16 protein-coding genes and 1 pseudogene are annotated in these 18,327 nt (G+C 67.3%); 3 read left to right on the plus strand and 14 right to left on the minus strand.

Annotated features, from left to right (window positions below; translation table 11 throughout):
- Positions 1 to 40 precede the first annotated feature (40 nt).
- The 5 genes and pseudogenes from AC1RWI_RS10530 to AC1RWI_RS10550 all read right to left on the minus strand — a co-directional run bounded on the left by AC1RWI_RS10530 (position 41) and on the right by AC1RWI_RS10550 (position 6,863).
- Positions 41 to 625 (minus strand): annotated as a pseudogene (locus tag AC1RWI_RS10530) (glycerol-3-phosphate responsive antiterminator).
- Between the two features lie 5 nt (positions 626 to 630).
- Positions 631 to 2,184, minus strand: coding sequence for an FAD-binding oxidoreductase (locus AC1RWI_RS10535; protein ID WP_043349167.1), 1,554 nt, complete (start codon positions 2,182 to 2,184; stop codon positions 631 to 633).
- Positions 2,181 to 3,860: a glycerol-3-phosphate dehydrogenase/oxidase gene (locus AC1RWI_RS10540; RefSeq protein WP_492866207.1), complete on the minus strand. Its 1,680-nt coding sequence runs from the start codon at positions 3,858 to 3,860 to the stop codon at positions 2,181 to 2,183. The genes AC1RWI_RS10535 and AC1RWI_RS10540 overlap by 4 nt, the downstream gene beginning before the upstream one ends.
- Before the next feature lie 22 nt (positions 3,861 to 3,882).
- Positions 3,883 to 5,406, minus strand: coding sequence for an FGGY family carbohydrate kinase (locus tag AC1RWI_RS10545; protein WP_492866209.1), 1,524 nt, complete (start codon positions 5,404 to 5,406; stop codon positions 3,883 to 3,885).
- Positions 5,403 to 6,863 (minus strand): MFS transporter, encoded by a 1,461-nt coding sequence (locus tag AC1RWI_RS10550; RefSeq protein ID WP_043349176.1) that lies wholly within the window; start codon positions 6,861 to 6,863, stop codon positions 5,403 to 5,405. Before AC1RWI_RS10550 ends, AC1RWI_RS10545 begins: the two co-directional genes overlap by 4 nt.
- Positions 6,864 to 7,188: 325 nt before the next feature.
- Here AC1RWI_RS10550 and AC1RWI_RS10555 point away from each other — a divergent pair, with 325 nt between their 5' ends.
- A complete protein-coding gene (locus AC1RWI_RS10555) occupies positions 7,189 to 8,325 on the plus strand; it encodes a zinc-binding dehydrogenase (RefSeq protein WP_043349179.1) in 1,137 nt (378 codons plus the stop codon).
- Between the two features lies 1 nt (position 8,326).
- Here the strand turns inward: AC1RWI_RS10555 and AC1RWI_RS10560 are convergent, their stop codons facing one another.
- Positions 8,327 to 8,716 (minus strand): DUF302 domain-containing protein, encoded by a 390-nt coding sequence (locus tag AC1RWI_RS10560; RefSeq protein ID WP_043349181.1) that lies wholly within the window; start codon positions 8,714 to 8,716, stop codon positions 8,327 to 8,329.
- Positions 8,717 to 8,740: 24 nt separating this feature from the next.
- A complete protein-coding gene (locus AC1RWI_RS10565; RefSeq protein ID WP_144409842.1) occupies positions 8,741 to 8,935 on the minus strand; it encodes a hypothetical protein in 195 nt (64 codons plus the stop codon).
- An 89-nt stretch (positions 8,936 to 9,024) separates the two neighbouring features.
- Between AC1RWI_RS10565 and AC1RWI_RS10570 the strand changes: the two genes are divergently transcribed.
- Positions 9,025 to 10,341: an Nramp family divalent metal transporter gene (locus AC1RWI_RS10570; RefSeq protein WP_492866212.1), complete on the plus strand. Its 1,317-nt coding sequence runs from the start codon at positions 9,025 to 9,027 to the stop codon at positions 10,339 to 10,341.
- A 34-nt stretch (positions 10,342 to 10,375) separates the two neighbouring features.
- Here AC1RWI_RS10570 and AC1RWI_RS10575 read toward each other — a convergent pair whose 3' ends face one another.
- From AC1RWI_RS10575 to AC1RWI_RS10605, 7 genes are read right to left on the minus strand one after another with little or no spacing between them, the layout of a single operon-like run.
- Complete coding sequence (locus AC1RWI_RS10575; RefSeq protein ID WP_043352272.1) at positions 10,376 to 11,176, minus strand: enoyl-CoA hydratase/isomerase family protein; 801 nt, start codon at positions 11,174 to 11,176, stop codon at positions 10,376 to 10,378.
- A 55-nt stretch (positions 11,177 to 11,231) separates the two neighbouring features.
- Positions 11,232 to 12,383, minus strand: coding sequence for an acyl-CoA dehydrogenase family protein (locus AC1RWI_RS10580; protein WP_043349187.1), 1,152 nt, complete (start codon positions 12,381 to 12,383; stop codon positions 11,232 to 11,234).
- Positions 12,384 to 12,386: 3 nt separating this feature from the next.
- Positions 12,387 to 13,217 carry an SDR family NAD(P)-dependent oxidoreductase gene (locus AC1RWI_RS10585; RefSeq protein WP_492866214.1) on the minus strand — a complete coding sequence of 277 codons (831 nt, stop codon included), beginning with the start codon at positions 13,215 to 13,217 and terminating at the stop codon, positions 12,387 to 12,389.
- Positions 13,218 to 13,270: 53 nt separating this feature from the next.
- Entirely contained in the window at positions 13,271 to 13,690 is a 420-nt protein-coding gene (locus AC1RWI_RS10590) for a MaoC family dehydratase (protein WP_043352275.1), read from the minus strand.
- A 28-nt stretch (positions 13,691 to 13,718) separates the two neighbouring features.
- A complete protein-coding gene (locus AC1RWI_RS10595) occupies positions 13,719 to 14,159 on the minus strand; it encodes a MaoC family dehydratase N-terminal domain-containing protein (RefSeq protein ID WP_043349193.1) in 441 nt (146 codons plus the stop codon).
- A gap of 2 nt (positions 14,160 to 14,161) precedes the next feature.
- A complete protein-coding gene (locus AC1RWI_RS10600; RefSeq protein WP_043349194.1) occupies positions 14,162 to 15,343 on the minus strand; it encodes a lipid-transfer protein in 1,182 nt (393 codons plus the stop codon).
- A 32-nt stretch (positions 15,344 to 15,375) separates the two neighbouring features.
- Positions 15,376 to 16,935 (minus strand): long-chain-fatty-acid--CoA ligase, encoded by a 1,560-nt coding sequence (locus AC1RWI_RS10605; protein ID WP_043349197.1) that lies wholly within the window; start codon positions 16,933 to 16,935, stop codon positions 15,376 to 15,378.
- Between the two features lie 144 nt (positions 16,936 to 17,079).
- Between AC1RWI_RS10605 and AC1RWI_RS10610 the strand changes: the two genes are divergently transcribed.
- Positions 17,080 to 18,093: an AraC family transcriptional regulator gene (locus AC1RWI_RS10610; protein ID WP_492866217.1), complete on the plus strand. Its 1,014-nt coding sequence runs from the start codon at positions 17,080 to 17,082 to the stop codon at positions 18,091 to 18,093.
- The last annotated feature ends 234 nt before the right edge of the window (positions 18,094 to 18,327 follow it).

The following is an 18,327-nucleotide window of genomic DNA, read 5'->3' on the forward strand; positions in this document are numbered from 1 at the left end:
AGCGAAAGCACGCGCTGGCGTGCTTTCGCTCGGCCAGACCTCAAGACTTCAGCTCGGAAGGCGCCAGGTTCCACAGCTTGCTGTCGCTGGTGGACACCGCCACGGCGCCTTCCCGGATCGCGCTGCGGATGTCGTCCTTGTTGCAGACGAACCCCGAGGTCACGATGGGCGGCAGTGCCTTGCGGTCCTGGGTGGAAAGATGCGCGAGCATGGGCGCCGGCATCAGCTGCACCAGGTTGGGATCGCTTTGCTCCAGCGCCTTGACGCTGCGCGGCCAGGTCGAACGGTCGGTCACGAACACCTTCTGCATGGTGATCAGGCCAGCCCGGTTGGCGCGCTGGATGGTGGCCACCCGGGTCGAGACGAGACTGGTCACCCCGATATCGGCGAGATACTCGACGCCGCCCTTGTCTTGCTACAGCCCTTCGCAACTGTCGATATTGACGATAACGTACTTGCCGGCCTTGGTCAGCGTGGCCACCACGGGCTGCAGCTTGCGCAGCTCCACGTTGGCAACGATGCAGACCTCGGCGTGGCTCTCGATCAGGATATCGGCCTGCTCGACACCGAAGAGCGTCGCGATGACCGGGTGCCGTGTCAGGCGTGCCCCGAGGGACTTGTCCATGGTGCTTACCGATCCGGGTCGTGGGGCAGCGCGTCCGTCAGGCCGAGCTTGCCGGGGTTGAGGATGTTCTTGGGATCCAGCGCCTGCTTGACCGCCATCAGCACCGCGAACGCGCCGCCGAGCGATTCGCGCATATACGGCGCGCGCAGCAGCCCGATGCCGTGATGGTGGCTCAACGCGGCATTGTATTTGATCAACACCGCGTTGGCGGCATCCCAGGCCTGGCGATACCATTTGGCCCGGTTCTCCACCTCGACCTCGCCGCGCAGCGAGAAGTACAGGCAGGCGCCGTCCACATAGGCATGCGACTGGTGCGCGGAGCCGGCCAGCGTGCCGGGCACGGCGTTGATGGCCTTGACCACGTCCGTGTAGATGGCGGGCAGGTCGCGCCAGGGGCCGGACATCTCCAGCGTGTCGGCGACAAAGCCGGGGCTGCGCTTGAAGCCTTCGGCGCTCTTGCCGGTCAGGTAGCGCGTATCCAGCCAGCGCTCGAAGATCGCGTCGCTGTCCAGCGCGTCGCCGAGCCCCTTGCACACGCCTTCGCTGATGGCCATCACGGCATCGACCATCTCGCGCGCGCCTTCGTCGGCGATCAGCAGCACGTTGGTGTCCGGCAGGTTGAACTGCACGCGGCTCTCAAGCTCGTCGTACAGGCGCAGGGCGGCGGGATTGGCGCCACGCTGCATGATCTCGCGGCAGGCTTCGAGGCCGATGGCGAAGGTCTTGAAGCCATAGGCGATGGCGCGGCCGTAGTCCGGCAGCCGATGCAGCTTGAGGCGCACGCGCACGATCACGCCGAGCGTGCCTTCCGAGCCGATGAACAGTTGCTGCAGGTCCGAGCCGAGCGCCGCGCGCGAGTAGCCGCCCACGCTGATCAGGCTGCCATCGGCCAGCACCACGTCCATGCCGAAGACCATGTCCTCGATCTTGCCGTAGCGCGTGGAGAGCTGCCCGGCACCCCGGCACGCCACCCAGCCGCCCACAGTGCTGATGGCGAAGGACGACGGCCAGTGGCCCATCGTCATGCCGTAGTCCTTCTGGATGGTCTGCTCGAACACGTCGCCGAACAGGCCGGCTTCCACCTCGACGATCTGGCTTTCCCCGTCGAAGCCCAGCACCTTGTTCAGCCCGCACACGTCCAGCACGATGCCGCCGCGCACCGGCAGCGCGGCGCCGGTGACATTGCTGCGGCCCGCCGACACCGTCAACGGGATCGCCGCCGCGTGCGCGATCCGCATGACGGCCTGGATCTGCGCGATCGTGGACACGCGCACGATGACGGCCTGCGGCGTGGCCGGCCGGCCCGCGGTCTCGGTCATCATGGAACCGGCCCACCAGTCGCGCGTCCAGGCCACCACGCTGGTGGAATCGGTCAGCACCTCATCGGCCACGCCGCGCAGCGTATCGATGTGCGCGGCGTCCACGCCAACAGCGTTGCGCTGCAGGCCGGGCATGCCGGAGGTTTCCTTGATGGTGGCCGCATAGGCCGGCGGCGTGTGCGCGCCGACGACATAGTTGCCACGGTTGTAGCCGCGCTTGATGGCTTCCTTGCTGATCATTGTGCATCTCCCAGTAGAACGGATTTTTCATGTGCGACGGCAGCGAGGTAGTCATTGACCTGCTGCGCCACCACGGATTCGGACAGGCCAAGCTCGGCCTGCAGGATTGCGCCCACGCGGGACGCGGCGCGCGCCGAGGCATCGCGCGCCATCAGGCGGGCGCGGATGCGGCGCGAGAGCACATCGTCCACGCTCCCCGCCAGCTCGTGGCGCGCGGCGTAGACGATCTCGGCTTCGGTATAGGGAAGCCCTTCGACGATCGGTGCCTGCAGGCGCGCATCGGCCTGCAGGATGTCGCTGACAAAGCGGGCTTCCGTGCCATAACGCTCGCCCAGGTGGGCGGACAAGCCGCCCGATGCCACGATGGCCTGCGCGTCGTATCCCGCGGCACCCAGCAGGTACGCGGACTTGGTCTGGCATCTGTTGCGCTGGCCAATCACTTTCTGGGCCGCGTCGATGGTTTGCTCAGCCATGTGCCGGGAGGTGGTCAGCTTGCCCCCGACAATGGTGACAAGGCCATCGGCGGCGGTATGGATCTCATGGTTGCGCTTGATCTCCAGCGTCTTGGCCCCCGGCGGCGCCACCAGCGGCCGGCAGCCCGCGATGCTGCCGAGCACGTCTTCGGCCTGCAGGTCGGTCTTCAACGCCCAGCGCGCGCCGTCCAGCAGGAAGTCGAGTTCCTCGCGGGTGCAGCAGACGTTGTCGAGATCGCCCTCGTAGTCTTCGTCCGTGGTGCCCAGGTAGGAGACGTTGCCCCAGCGCGTGATGGTGGCGCGGCGGTTGCGCCCCGGCACGGGGATGGTCACGGTGCAGTCGTTGCGGACCTTGAGCCAGGGAATGGCCACGTGCACGCCCTTGGCCGGGCGGATATGCAGCGTCTTTTCCTCGCCCTTCTTGCGCCCGGTCCAGTCACGCAGCCACACGCCGGTGGCCATGACGACGACGCCGGCCCTGGCGCGGATCTCTCGATCCCCGGCATGAATGATGGCGCCGTCGACCTTGCCGTGGCCGTTGCGCGTGATCTCCACCACCTTGGCGTGGTTGACCACTGCCGCGCCGTGAAAGGCCGCGGTGCGGGCGATGTTCAGCGTGAGCCTGGCATCGTCCACGCGCGCATCGAAGTACATGAAGCCGCCGAGCAGGTTCTCCTCGTTGAAGGTCGGGCAATGCGACAGCACCTCGGCCTTGGTGAGCTTTTGATGCAGGATGCCTTCGCGCCAGCCGCCCGCCAGGTCGTAGGTCCAGAGCAGGCTCTCGAATGCCTTGGACAGACGCTTGTCGAACACGCCATCCTTCTCCATCACGGGAAACAGGAACGGCAGGCGCTGCACCAGGTGCCGCGCGTTCCTGCGCAGGCGTTGGCGCTCCAGCAAGGAATGACGGACCAGCCCGAGGTTGCCCTGCTCGATGTAGCGCAACCCGCCATGCACCATCTTGGAGGACTTGGACGACGTGCCGGAGGCAAAGTCGTTCTTCTCCACCAGGGCGACGCGATAGCCGCGCAGGCTGGCATCCAGCGCGGCGTAGGCGCCGGTCACGCCGCCGCCGACGATGAGGATGTCGAAGGTCTCGCTGCCAAGTCGATCAAGCTGCGCCTGGCGCGCCAGACGCAGCGGTTCGGTGGATGTCATCCCGGCGCGGTCCCGGCTGGGACTTCTGGATGGAAAAACCATCATGTTTCGGCGATCTCCTGGCTGGTCAGTGGTGATGGAAGGATTGCGCGTGGCGCAACTCGGACGCGACCCGTGCGTGCCAGAGCGCGCGGCGCTCGCCGCGTTGGTCGGCGCCAAGGCGTGGCTCGAACACGGCATCGGTTTCATTGGTCACGCGGGCGTCCTGCAGCGAGTCCCACAGCAGCCCTGACGAGCCCGCGAAGAAGGCGATGCCGCGCAAGCTGGCGCGATCGGTCTCGCGCATGCGCCGGATCGGCATGCCGGTCAGGTCCGCCTGGATCTGCAGCAGCGCGTCGCTGCCGGACAGACCGCCACCCACGATGAGTTCGGCCACGGGCACGCCGGCGACTTCCTCGTTGGCCTCCATGCAGGACGAGACCGCATGCGCGATGCCTTCCAGGATGGCGTAGGCCACCTCGGCCTGCGTGCTTGCGATGGAGATGCCCGTTAGCGACGCGCGGGCTTCGGGCTGCATCTGCGGCACGCGCAGCCCGGTGAGCGCGGGCAGGAAGGTCACGCCGCGCGCGGCGTCGACGGTGGCGGCCAGCGCGCTGATCTGCTTTGCGCTCTCGAACCAGCGCAGCTTCTCGCAGACCCAGTTCAGCGCGGAGCCCGTGGTGGCGACGAAGGTCTCCACGGAAAGATGCGAGACATCGTGCTGCCGGCGCGCGGTCATGGTCAGGGTGCCGTCGTACAGGCCGGCCTTGGCCGGTGGCTGCGGCCCGATCACCAGGTCCACGAAGCTGCCGGTGCCGTGCACGCACATCGACTGCCCGCGCTCCAGGCATCCGAGCCCCGCGGCGCCGGCAAGCTGGTCGCCCGCGCAAGCGAGGATCGGCACGTCGATGCCCAGCAGCGCGGCGCGCGTGCGCCCGAAATCGTCGGCGTCCTGGCGCAGCGCGGGCAGCAGCGCGTGCGGGAAACCCAGCGCATCGAGCCAGCCAAGGTGATAGCGGTGCCCGGCCAGCACGTAGGCGCTGGCGGAGGTGGCGTTGGTCGGCGTGGTCACGCAGGCGCGCTCGGTGGACAGGTGCCAGAGCAGCCAGGTGTCGATGGTGCCGAACGCCAGGCTGCCCGCGCGCAACGCCTCGGCCACCTCGGGCGTGTCCCGCAGATGGCGTGCGGCCCAGAGGTAGGGAGAACGCACGCCGACCGGGCGCCCGACCTGCTCGAGCAGCGTCTTGTCCCAGGCCGGCGCCAGCGCGCCGAGCTCGCCGGCATAGCGCGTGTCTTGCCAGACCATGGCGGGCACGATCGCCCGCCCGCTGCGGGTATCCCACAGCACGGCGGTGGCACGCTGCGTGGCAATGCCCAGCGCGACGATGCGCAACTGCGCTTGCCGCGCGCGTGCGATGGTGGCGCGGCAAACGGCGATCGTCTTTTCCAGTATCGCGTTGGCATCTTGCTCGACCACGCCGGGCCGTGGCGTGTTCACCTGCAGCGTCGTGTACTCGAGGCACGAGACATGGCCGTCGGCGGCAACCACGGCCGCGCGCGTGCCGGACGTGCCTTCGTCGATGGCGAGTATGACGTTCCTGTTGGTCTTCATCGTTGGGATTTCTCTATCGCCGGGTTGAGGAACGCCGGGGCCGGCGCCTCGTCGCCGCCAAATTGCGGGGCGTCGGCTTCGTTGTCAGGATGGATGGTGGTGCGCGTCGGGTCCCACTTGATGGCAAAGCAGATGATGCTGGCCGCCAGCGGCACGACCGAGAGGATGAGAAAGGTCGTCTCCAGGCCGTATTTTTCCCGGAAGAGCGGGAAGATCAACAGGCCCAGTGCGGCGCCGGTCGCGCCTAGTGCGCCGATGATGCCGTTGGCCCCCGCGCGCAGTTCGCTGCGAAACGACAGCGACGAAAGGCTCTTGCCGTTGGCGCCGGGGCCGCCTGAATGGAAAAGGATGAACAGCGACGGCACGATCACCGCCACCCAGATCGGCATCTTGCCGTTGAACAGGCCGAGGATCAGCAGCATGACGAAGACGGCGGCGAAACCAAAGGCCGAAGCACGGCGCAGACCCAGCTTGCGCCCGATCAGCGGCGACATGAAGCCACCCAGGATGCCAAAGACGTTGAAGACCAGCGCACCCACCGTGGCGTAGACAAAGTCCTTGCCGAACAGCGCCGCGCTGATCAGCGGCAGATACCAGCCCACCGCGAAATACTGGATGGATTGCCCGATCTGCACCGTCGCCGCAAGCACGGTGCGCGGCAGGTACACACCGCGAAAGATCAGCAGCACATTGGCCAGCCCGCGCTTTGCCTGGTTCAGCACCGGCAGGCGCTCCTCCACCGGCGCAGCGACAAAGGGCCGGCCATAGATCCGCGTCATTGCCTTGGCGGCGTCGGCCAGCCGCTCCTTGCGCGCCAGCCAGATCGGGCTCTCCACCAGGAACGCAAGCTGCAGTACCAGGATGCCAATCCCGAAGATGGCGGTGGCCGCAACCGAGTAGCGCCAGATGGCGTCGCCCACATTCCACGAATGGAACAACAACGCCAGCAGCAAATTGCTGCAGACCGCGGTGTACCACATGCCCTGCCACGTATTGAGCCGGCTCTTCAGCCTGACGGGCGTGAACTCGGCCAGCACTGCCATGGCGATGGCGAAGTCGATGCCGTAGGCGGCGCCGACAAAGAAGCGCCCGACGAGGATCACTTCGAAGCCAGGCGCGAACACCACCAGCAGCGCGCCAATCACCGCCAGGAATTTCGCGATGATCAGCGGGCGAATGCGGCCCCAGCGGTCCGCCATCCATCCGCCGATGGGATTGAAGGCGATAGCCACCCACGAAGCAAAGGACGTCAGCAGCGCAACCTGCGAAGCGGCAAGCTGCAGGTTGCGCGTCATGGGCCCGAGCCCGGCGCTCAATGCGGAATTGGAAAATGCGTCAAGGAACAGTCCCCCCAGCGCGAGCCACCAGATGAGGCCGGCTCTACCTTTTATGCCTGGGCAGGAATCAATAAATGCGATGACATCATCGATGCCACGGATCTTGATCGTGGATTGCACAGCGGTCTCCTTGTTTTATTTCTGTAAGAGGCCGCAGCAAGCTGCACGCAGGAAGAGACCATCCTACAGATGGTCTCTTATCTAGATCTGCAGGCAAACTCTAGGTTGAAAGGTTCAGGGTGTCAAGGAGGACAAGCGCGGGGACGCGTGCACATTGATCCGCCTCTATCAGCGCGATGCATGACGGCAACTCGGCAGGCGCATGACCTGGATTTCCGGTCCGGTACGTCTTTCACAGGACTTTGCTACATTGCTGACTGCTGGCGAAAACGGCCTCACGCGGCCGCCCCGCTCACCGCAAACCGACTTACCAAGGAGACATCGAATGCACGCCGCACTTCAACTTCGTTCGCTAATCAAGAGCAGCGGTGAACTCGAACTGTCGCTAGACAGCATCGACACCCCGAACCCCGGCCCGGATGAAGTGCTCATCCGCATTGAAGCCTCTCCCCTCAACCCGTCCGATCTCGGCCTGCTGTTCGGTGCGGCCGACATGAGCACGGCCAAGGCCAGCGGCACGGCGGAGCGCCCCGTGGTCACCGCGCGCGTCCCGGAAGGCGCGATGCGCAGCATGGCAGGCCGCATGGATGCGTCCATGCCGGTTGGCAATGAGGGCGCGGGCGTGGTTGTCGATGCAGGCTCGTCCCCGGCGGCGCAAGCGTTGCTGGGCAAGACCGTGGCTGCCATCGGCGGCGCGATGTACTCGCAGTACCGCTGCATTCCGGCGGACCAGTGCCTGGTCCTGCCCGAAGGCGCCACGCCCGCCGATGGCGCGTCGTCGTTCGTCAACCCGCTCACCGCGCTGGGCATGGTCGAGACCATGCGGCGCGAAGGGCATAGCGCCCTGGTGCACACCGCCGCGGCTTCCAACCTGGGCCAGATGCTCAACCAGATCTGCCTCAAGGATGGCATCAAGCTGGTGAACATCGTGCGCAAGCAAGAGCAGGCTGACCTGCTCAAGGCACAGGGCGCGGTCTACGTCTGCAACGCCGCGTCGCCCACGTTCATGCAGGACCTCACCGAGGCGCTCGTCGCCACTGGCGCAACGATCGCGTTCGATGCCACGGGCGGCGGCAAGCTCGGCGGCCAGATCCTCACCTGCATGGAAGCGGCCTTGAACAAGACGGCGCGCGAATACAGCCGCTATGGCTCGACCACCCACAAGCAGGTCTACCTCTACGGCGGCCTGGACACCAGCCCGACCGAATTCAACCGCAACTTCGGCATGGCGTGGGGCATGGGCGGCTGGCTGCTGTTCCCGTTCCTGCAAAAGATCGGGCGCGAGCGGGCCAGCGAACTCAAGCAACGCGTGGTGGCGGAGCTGAAGACCACCTTTGCCAGCCATTACTCGAAGGAGATCTCGCTGGCCGAGGTGCTGGACCTGGACGTGATCGCCGTCTACAACAAGCGCGCGACGGGTGAGAAGTACCTGATCAACCCGAACAAGGGCCTGGCCGGGTAAATCATCCCGGGGCGCCTTGCGCGCCCACCGTGTCAAGAATCAGCCGCTGCGCCGCGGCCAGCGGCGCGGCGCTGCCGGCCGGCAACGGGTGAGCGCTTTCCAGTTCCGCGGCGGCGTGGAAGCTCACCCAGGTGCCGCCCTGGCCGTCATCGCGCACCAGTACGCGCAGGGGCAAATCCAGCGCAACGCTGGGTGCCGCGAGCATCAGCGGCGTTCCCCCCTTGGGGTTGCCATAGATCAGCACCTGCGTCGGCGGCATCGCCAGCCCGGCGTTGCGTGCCGCCTCGGCATGGTCGATCCGCGCGAAGATCGTCATGCCCTTGTCTTTGAATGCCGCGAGCAGGCGCTCCACGGTCCTCGGAAAATCGTAGCGGCTGGGATAGGTTTCCATGACGGATCTCGTTGCTTGCCTGGATCACTCTATATCCCTGCCGCTCGCCTGCCATGCGCAACTTGGCGCAACGCCTTCGATGAAGTGCGCGAGCAGCATCTCGCCTAAATCTCGCCTAAATCTCGCATTAAGCCGGCGCGCATTTTTCGCCACAAATAATCCATCGGCGTCGGGTTTCCATGTAGCCATATAGCCCTTATAAATACGAGTGATTTGCATTTACAATTTGATCTATCGCACCGCAGCGACAACAATCAAGCACCGAACACCCAACGCCGAACCCCGTCTACATCACGCACACGCCAGCCATGCCGCCGACCCGCGATCCACTCACCCTGCCCGCCAGCCTGCGGCTCGCCCCGCCGCCGGTGCCGCGCCTGGCCTATCTGGGCGCCGGCACCCTGGTCGCGGTCGGTTACATGGATCCCGGCAACTGGGCCACTGCCATCTCCGGCGGCGCCAAGTACGGCTACAACCTGCTGGCGGTCATCGCCGCGTCCAGTCTCGTCGCCATGCTGCTGCAGTGGATTGCCGCGCGCGTCGGCGTGGTCACCGGGCGTGACCTGGCGCAGCTCAGCCGGGAACGTTTCTCCCGGCCCATCGTGCTCACCCTGTGGGTGGGCAGCGAGATCGCCATCATCGCCTGCGACGTGGCCGAGGTGGTCGGCTGCGCCGTGGCGCTGCAACTGCTGCTGCACGTGAACCTGTGGGCCGGCGTGCTGATCTCGGCGGCAGCCACCGTGGCCATGCTGGCCGTGCACCGCGAAGGACGGCGCACGCTGGAAGCGCTGGTGGGCACGCTGATCCTGCTGGTGGCGCTGTGCTTCGTCGCGCAACTGGCGATGGCGCAGCCCGACTGGGCGGCGGTGGCTGGCGGCTTCGCCCCCACGCCGGAACTGGTGCGCGATGCGGGCATGCTGTGGCTGGCAGCCGGCATCGTGGGCGCTACCGTCATGCCGCACAACCTTTACCTGCACGCTTCACTGGTGCGCAAGTACAGCCCTGGCGCCGTGCATGGACAGCCGCCTTCGCCCGCCGCCGCGCCGGCGCTGGTGCAGGCGCTGCGCGGCGTCAGCATGGACACCTTCGGCTCGCTCACCTTCGCCTTCCTGATCAATGCCGCGCTGCTGATCGTGGCAGCGGCCGTGTTCCACGCCGGCGGCATGACCGACGTATCGGACCTGGCCGACGCGCACCGCTTGCTCGACCCGCTGCTGCATTCCCAATGGGCCAGCCTGCTGTTCGCCGCCGCGCTGCTCGCGTGCGGCCTCAACTCCACCCTCACCGGCACGCTCGCCGGGCAGGCGGTGATGGAGGGCTTTCTCAACCTGCGCATGTCGCGCGTGCGCCGCGCGCTGCTGACGCGCGGCCTGGCGATCGCGCCGGCCCTGGTTGCGGTCGGCATCTTCGGCCAGCATGGCTCGGCGGAACTGCTGGTGGCCAGCCAGGCAGTGCTCAGCGTGAGCCTGCCCCTTGCCGTGCTGCCGCTGATCGGGTTCGCCTCCCGCGCCGACCTCATGGGCGCGTGGCGCTTGCGCGGCCTGCCTCTGGCGCTGGCGTGGCTGAGCGCGGGCGCCATCCTCTTCCTGAACGGCGCGCTGCTGTGGCAAAGCATCGCGGCATGAGGCCGCCAGGGTGGACCGCAAAGAAGCTAGTGGGCTAGTGGGGCGCCTCGCCCCGCGTGAACCGCGGCGGCCTCTTCTCCACGAACGCGCGCACGCCTTCCCGCGCATCGCCACTGCTCGCACAGGCCGCGAGCAACTGGTGCTCCAGCGCCAGGTGCTCCTGCAACCCGCGCGCCGGCAGCCCGCTGCACAGACGCTTGATCGCGTCCAGCGACCCGCCGGCCGCGCCAGCCAGCCGCGCCACCAGTGCCTCGGCGGCATCGGCCAGTTCGGCGTCCGGGTGCAAGGCATCGATCACGCCATGCTGCAGGCAGCGCTGCGCGTCGATCGTCTCACCGAGCATCAGCCACTGCTGCGCCCGCAACGCGCCGACGCGCCGGGCCAGGAAATACGAAGCACCGGCATCGGGCGACAGGCCGATCGCGGCGTAGCCGGTGCGCAGCGCCGTCGACGCTGCGCCGAGCACGAAATCGGCGCACAGCGCCAGGCCGATGCCCGCGCCGGCCACTGGCCCGCCGAGCGCCGCCACTACCGGCATCGGCGCCGTGGCCAGCCGGTACAACGCAGGGTGCAGCGGGGTGAGGATGTCGTCCACCAGCGTGTCCAGCGCCGTCCCCGCGGCGGCGAACTCGTCGATATTGCCGCCGGCGCAGAAGATGCGGCCTTGCGCCGCCAGCAGCACCACGCGCGGCTGGCTTTCCAGGACTTCGCCGATGGCGCGCACCAGCGCCCGGCTTGCCGCGAGCGTAAGCGAATTCGCGTGCTCAGGCCGGCACAACGTGATGCGGCCGATATGGCCGGCCACGCCCCAGCTCACCCCTTCCGATTGCTGCATGGGTTCCTCCATACTTGCTTGAGACGCTTGCGATGCCTGAGATCGATCCGCGCCATCATGCCGCGAGCTTGCGCGCGATGAGTTCCTTCATGATCTCATTGGCGCCGCCGTAGATGCGCTGTACGCGCGCGTCGGCATACAGGCGCGCGATCGGGTATTCCATCATGTAGCCGTAGCCACCGAACAGTTGCAGGCATTCGTCGGTGACCTTGCCCTGCTGCTCGGTGCACCACCACTTGGCCATGTAGGCCGCCGTGTCGTCCAGCGTGCCGTCAAGCAGGCGTTGGATGCAGTCGTTGACGAAGCTGCGCACCACGTGCGCCAGCGTGGCGCACTCGGCGAGCTTGAAGCGCGTGTTCTGGAAATCGTACAGCGATTGGCCGAAGGCCTTGCGCTGCTGCGTGTAGTCGAGCGTCAGCGCCACCGCGCGCTCGATCACGGCGGCGGCGGGCACGGCAAGCAGCATCCGTTCGTACGGGAGCTGGCTCATCAGTTGGGCAAAGCCCCTGCCCTCCACCCCGCCCAGCAGGCAATCCGCCGGCACCCGCACGCTGTCGAAGGACAGCTCGGCGGTGTCCGATGCATGCTGGCCCAGCTTCTCCAGCCGCCGCCCTACCCGGAAGCCTGCCAGGTTCTCCGTCTCCAGCACCACCAGCGACACGCCCCGGCTGCCGGCTTCGCCGGTGCGCACCGCCACCACCAGCAGGTTGGCGGTAAAGCCGTTGGTGATGAAGGTCTTGGCGCCATCGATCACGTAGTCGCCACCCTCGCGCCGGGCACGGCTGTTTAGCGCCTGGAGGTCGGAGCCGCAGCCGGGTTCGGTCAACGCGATACCGGCCAGCATGTCGCCGCTGGCGAGCCTGGGCAGCCAGCGCTGCTTCTGCGCCTCGGTGCCGTAGTCCAGGATGTAGTGCGCGGCGATGGTGTGCACGGCGGTGTTGGCGGGCACCTCGGCCTTGGCCAGCTCGTCCTGCACCACGCACTGGTAGGCCAGGCTGGCGCCCGCGCCGCCATAGGCCTCATCCATTTCGGGCAGCAGGAAGCCCATCTGCCCGAAGGGGCCCCAGACCTCGCGCGGGATGTAGCCCTGGCGGCGCCAGCCGTCCAGGTGCGGCGCCAGCTCGCCGGCGACATAGCGGCGCACCTGCTCGCGAAAGGCTTCGATGTCTGCATCCATCCATTGATGGCGGTACGGTTGCGGCAGCATGGCTCAGATCCCCGTCAGGCCGCCGCTGCACATCAGCGTCTGGCCGCTTACATAGTCCGACTCCGGGATGCAGAACATGTACACGGCGCCCGCCGCCTCGTCCGGGGTGCCGCCGCGTCCCAGCGGAATGCCTCGCTCCATCGCGGCCATCAGGTCCGGGTTGACGCCGACCTTGATCTCCCGGCCTTCGATACTGGCGGTGGCCTGGTCCGCGGTGCTGCCTGTCAGCCGGGTCTTGATCAGGCCATAGGCCACGCAGTTGACGGTGACATTCATGCGGCCCCATTCCTTGGCCAGCGTCTGCGTCATGCCAACGATGCCGGCCTTGGCGGTGGCATAGTTGGCCTGGCCGGCATTGCCGAACAGCCCAGCCACCGAGGACGTGTTGATCACCTTGCGCACCACGCGCCGACCGGCCTCGGTTTCGGCCTTGACCAGCCCGCGCAGCACCGGCTGCGCGGCGCGCAAGATGCGGAACGGCGCCGTGAGGTGGCAGTCGAGCATGGCGTACCACTGCTCGTCGGTCATCTTCTGGATCACGTTGTCCCAGGTGTAGCCCGCATTGTTGACGATGATGTCCAGGCCCTGGTACGCATTGACGGCGGTGCCGATAAAGCGCTCGGCAAAGTCCGGCGCGGTCACGCTGCCAACGCAGGCCAGCGCCTCGCCACCGGCAGCGCGGATGGCCTGTACCACTTCCTCGGCCGGTTCGGCATCGAGATCGTTGACGACGATGCGGGCGCCTTCGCTAGCCAGCTTGAGCGCGATCGCGCGGCCAATGCCACGGCCCGAGCCGGTGATGAGGGCAATCTTGCCTTCGAGTTTGCGCGTCATGGGTGTGTCTCCTGCAGTCAGGTTCGGGTTCGGGTTCGGGTTCAGGCTCAGGTTCAGGGCAGCGCGACCAGCGCCTCGCCCACGATCTTGGTTTGTCCGAACTGGTTGGCGCTGTGCACCTCGATGCGCACGCAGCGCTCGCCGTTGACGTCGAGCTTCTCGAGCACGCGGCCGCCGCAGTGGATCACGTTGCCCAGGTGCGTGATGCCCTGGAAGCGCACATCGAAGCGGCGCAGCCGGGCTTGCGGCGCCCAGCCGGTCAGCAGTCGGCCCAGCCAGGCCATGCCCAGCATGCCGTGCGCGAACACGTCCGGCATGCCGGCGCGGCGCGCGAAGTCGAGGTCAATGTGGATCGGGTGGTGATCGCCGGAGGCACCGGCAAACAGCGCGAGCGTGCGGCGGTCCACCGGGGGCAGCGTCAGTTCGGGCAGTGTGTCGCCGACCTGCACCGAATCGAAACCAGGGGATGTCAACGCCATCATGTCGGTCATGTCCGCTCCTTCAGTTGCGCACCACGGTCAGCGACCGCAGCCTGGCCACGGGCTCGCCGCGCTGGTTCGTCACCTGCGATTCGGTCTCGATGAATTCGAGCACGCCGCCCTTCTTGTCGTAGATGTCCTTGATCCGGGAGGTGACCGTCACCGTATCGCCGGCCACGATGGGGCCGAGATACTCGAAGCTCTGCTCGCCATGCAGCACGTTCTGGATCGGCACGCCAAGCCGGTCGAGCAGGCCAAACATCGCTCCCGAATCGAGCTCGGCGGTAAAGAGAAAGGTGGGCGGCGCCGGCAGGTCGGCATAGCCCGCGTCGCGCGCGGCGGACTCGTCGAGGTAGACCGGGCTGGTCTCGCCGATGGCCTTGGCGAAGAACTTCAGCCGGCCGCGTTCGACCGGCAGCACCGAGCTGCCGATCTCAAAGCCAATCCATTTCTTGTCGACCACGATCAGACTCGCTCGTACAGGGTGACGACGCAGGCGCCGCCCAGGCCCAGGTTGTGCTGCAGCGCCAGCCGGGCGCCGTCCACCTGCCGCGCACCGGCGCGCCCGCGCAGTTGCCCGACCAGTTCCGTGCATTGCGCCAGGCCCGTGGCGCCGAGCGGATGGCCCTTCGACAACAGGCCGCCGGAGGGATTGGTGACCACCTTGCCGCCATAGGTGTTGTCGCCATCGACCACGAACTTCTCCGCGCCGCCGATGGGGCACAGGCCAAGCGCCTCGTAGCTGATCAGCTCGTTATGGGCAAAGCAGTCGTGCAGTTCCACGACGCCGATATCCTCCGGCCCGACACCCGCGGCCTCGTACACCTGCCGGGCGGCGCTGCGCGTCATGCCGAAACCGACCACGTCTCGCATATCGCGCGTGGCGAAGCTGTCGGGTGTATCGGTGGTCATGGCCTGGGCGCGGATGCGTACCGTCGCGTCAAGGCCGTGCTTCTTCGCGAACGCCTCGGAAACCAGGATCGCCGCCGCCGCGCCGCAGGTCGGCGGGCAGGCCATCAGCCGGGTCATCACGCCGGGCCAGAGCATCGGCGCGGCCATCACTTCCGCCTCGGTCACCACGTTGCGAAACAGCGCCAGCGGATTGTTGGCGGCGTGGCGGCTGGCCTTGGCGCGTATCTTGGCAAAGGTCTCGACCTTGGTGCCAAACTCCTGCATATGCGCGAGGCCCGCGCCGCCAAAGTAGCGCAACGCGAGCGGCAGCTCGACATCGGTCAGCTCGGCCGCCAGCGCGTCAAAGCGCTCGAAGGGGCTGGGGCGGTCGTTGAACACCGAGCCCAGCGCGCCCGGCATCATCTGCTCGAAGCCGAAAGCCAGCACGCAATCGGCCATGCCGCTGGCCACCGCCTGGCGGGCCAGGTACAGGGCGGTAGAGCCGGTCGAGCAATTGTTGTTGACGTTGACCACCGGGATGCCGGTCATGCCGACTTCGTACAGCCCACGCTGGCCTGCGGTGGAGTCGCCGTAGACGTAGCCGGCGTAGGCCTGCTGCACGCTGGCGTACTCGACGCCGGCATCGGCCAGCGCCGCACGCACGGCCTTGGCCACCATCTGCGGATACGGCTCGCTCGCTCCTGGCTTGGTAAATGGAATCATGCCGGCGCCGGCAACGATCACGGATGAGGTCATGGTGACTCCTTGTTGTATTGCGTATGGATGAATCAGCCCACCTGCCGCTGCTGCCCTTCCCAGAAGGGCTTGCGCAGTTCGATCTTGAGGATCTTGCCGGCGCCGGACAAAGGCAGGGCGTCGCGGAACTCCACGCTGCGCGGGCATTTGTAGCCGGCGATCAGCGTCTTGCAGTGGTCGATGAGTTCGCCAGCCGTGGCGGACGTGCCCGGCCGGCCCACCACCACGGCGTGCACGGCCTCGCCCCACTCGGCGCTCGGCACGCCGATCACGGCACTGGCGACCACGGCGGGATGCAGGGCAAGCGCGTTCTCCACCTCGGCGGAATACACGTTCTCGCCGCCGCTGACGATCATGTCCTTCAGGCGGTCGACAATAAAGATGAAGCCATCCTCGTCCATGTAGCCGCCATCGCCGGTGTGCATCCACCCGTCGCGCACGGCGGCGGCGGTCTGCTCCGGCTTGTTCCAGTAGCCTTGCATCACGGTGGGCCCGCGCACCGCCACCTCGCCCACGGTGCCGCGCGGTACTTCGCGGCCTTCGCCGTCGACAATGCGGACTTCGGAGGTGTAGCTGGCGCGGCCGGCGGCGCGCAGCTTGCCTTGTGCGCGCCCTTCGGCGGTGTGATACCAGGCGGGGTTGATGGTCGCCAGCGGCGACAGCTCCGTCATGCCGTAGGCCTGCACGAAGCCAACGCCCGGCAGCGCGGCCATGGCGCGCTCCAGCACCGCTTCGGAGATCGGCGAGGCACCATAGAAGATGGCCTGCAGTGCGCTCAGGTCGCGCGGCTTTTTCATCGCCGGGTGATCGACCATCATCTGGATCATGGTCGGCACCAGCAGCATATGGGTCACACGGTCGCGCTCCAGCGTATCGAGCACCAGCTCCGGGTTGAACGCCGGGATGATCGCGTGCGTGTTGCCCTCCATCCATTGCGGCATCGCCAGCCCCATGTCGGCCAGGTGGAACATCGGCGCGGCGTGCAGGTAGGTGCCGCCCGGCGTGGCCAGTCCTTCCGCGCGCAGTGCCAGGCCGGAGGCGCACAGGTTGGCGTGGCTCAGCATGACCCCCTTGGGAAACCCCGTGGTGCCACCCGTATAGAAGATGCCGGCGAGGTCCTCGTCGCGCCGCACGGCATCGGGTACCGGCGCGGCATTGGCCAGCAGCGCCTCGTAGCCATGCATGCCGGCAGGCACTTCGCCGTCGCCGCAGTAGATCAGCTCGCGCAGCGTCGCGGCGTCGCGGCGAAGCTGCACGGCGAGCGCACGGAACGTCTCGTCGACCAGCAGGATGGTCGAGCCCGAGTCGTCCAGCGAGTACAGGATCTCCGCCGCCGACCAGCGGGTATTGCAGGGGTTGAGCACGCCGCCGGCCCAGGGCACCGCCATCTGGTACTCGAGGAAGCGGTCGGAATTCAGCGATAGCATGGCAACGCGGTCGCCGCTTTGCATGCCCAGCTTGCGCAAGGCGCCAGCCAGGCGTGCCACGCGCTCGGCCAGCTGGCGGAAGCTGCGCTGGCGCTCGCCGTAGCGCACCGCGATGCGTTCGGGGTGTTGCTGCACTGCACGATGCAGGGCCTGGGTGAGGTACATGGTTGTCTCCGTCGCGTTGCGTGAAAGCGTTGGCGTCTTGTATTGTTTGTGCTGCCCATGGTAGAAACGCGCGGCTGAGCGTGCAATTGCGCATCGCCCCGAATGCATGGCAGAAGACCTCAACCCACCACGCCCGCCCGCTCCATGCCACCTCCCCCGGTCACCATCTCGATCGCCTTAGTGCACGGCATGCTGGCCGGGGTGCGGGCCCGCGGCCAGTCCTGCGACGTGTACCTGGCCGACGCCGGCATCGCGCCGGATCTGCTCCGGGAAGCCGGCGCGCGCGTCACCGGGGCCCAGTACATCGCGCTGTTCCGCTCGCTGATCGACCGCCTCGGCGACGAGGGCTTGGGCTTGCTGTCGCGCCCGCTCAAGCCTGGCAGCTTCGCCCTGACGGCGCGCTCGGCGCTGGGCGCGCCCGACCTGGAGACGGCCATCCGGCGCATTGCGCGCACCTTCCGGCTGGTGCAGGACGACATTGAGCTGGTGCCGGTGCGCGAGGCCGGCCTGGCCGGCCTCGCCCTGCACTTCACCCACGCCGCGCAGGCACGGCCTGGCTTCCTGGACGAGATGCTGTTACGCGTGTTCTGGCGCCTGCTGGCCTGGCTGGCCGGCGGGCGACTGCCGGCCGCGCGCTTTGACTTTGCCTTCGAATGCCCGCCGCATGTGGGCAGCTATGGCAAGGTCTTTCCCGCGCAGCTGAATTTCGGGCAACCGCGCACGGCCATCTGGTTCGACGCCGTGCGGCTCGAGAGCCCGGTACGCCGGGATGAGGCCGCGTTGTGGGACTTCCTGGCCCAGGCGCAGGCCAATGTCATCATGCCGCGCCGCCGTGAAGAGATGACCAGCGCGCGCGTGCGCGGCCACCTGCAGCGCACGCAGCCCGCCTGGCCCGATCTTGCCGCTACCGCCGATGCGCTGCATATGTCGACCTCCACGCTGCAACGCCGCCTGGCCACGGAAGGCACCTCGTTCCAGGCGCTGAAGGACGAGCTGCGCCGCGATATCGCGATCGTCCGGCTGAACACCTCCACGGTGGCCCTGGCCGCGCTGGCACAAGAACTGGGATTTACCGACAGCGCGTCATTCCAGCGCGCGTTCAAGGCGTGGACCGGCAGTGCGCCGGGGACGTATCGGCGCGGCGAGAGCGGTAGCTAGCCGCCGCCGATTTACAATTGCCGATACATGGTGGCGGCGAATTCCGGGAGGGGATGCGCCAAACCAACCATGCAAAAAATACAAAAACACAAGAAACGCAAAGACACCGAGGAGACTGCCCGTGCCCCACCCGCTCAACCGCGCCACCCTGCTGTCCGCTGCCCTTCTGCTCGCATCGTTCGCCGCCCTGCCCGCCCGCGCCGACATCCGCGTGGGCATCGACGTCTCCACCAC

Source organism: Cupriavidus sp. MPR-AND1C, assembly GCF_058809705.1.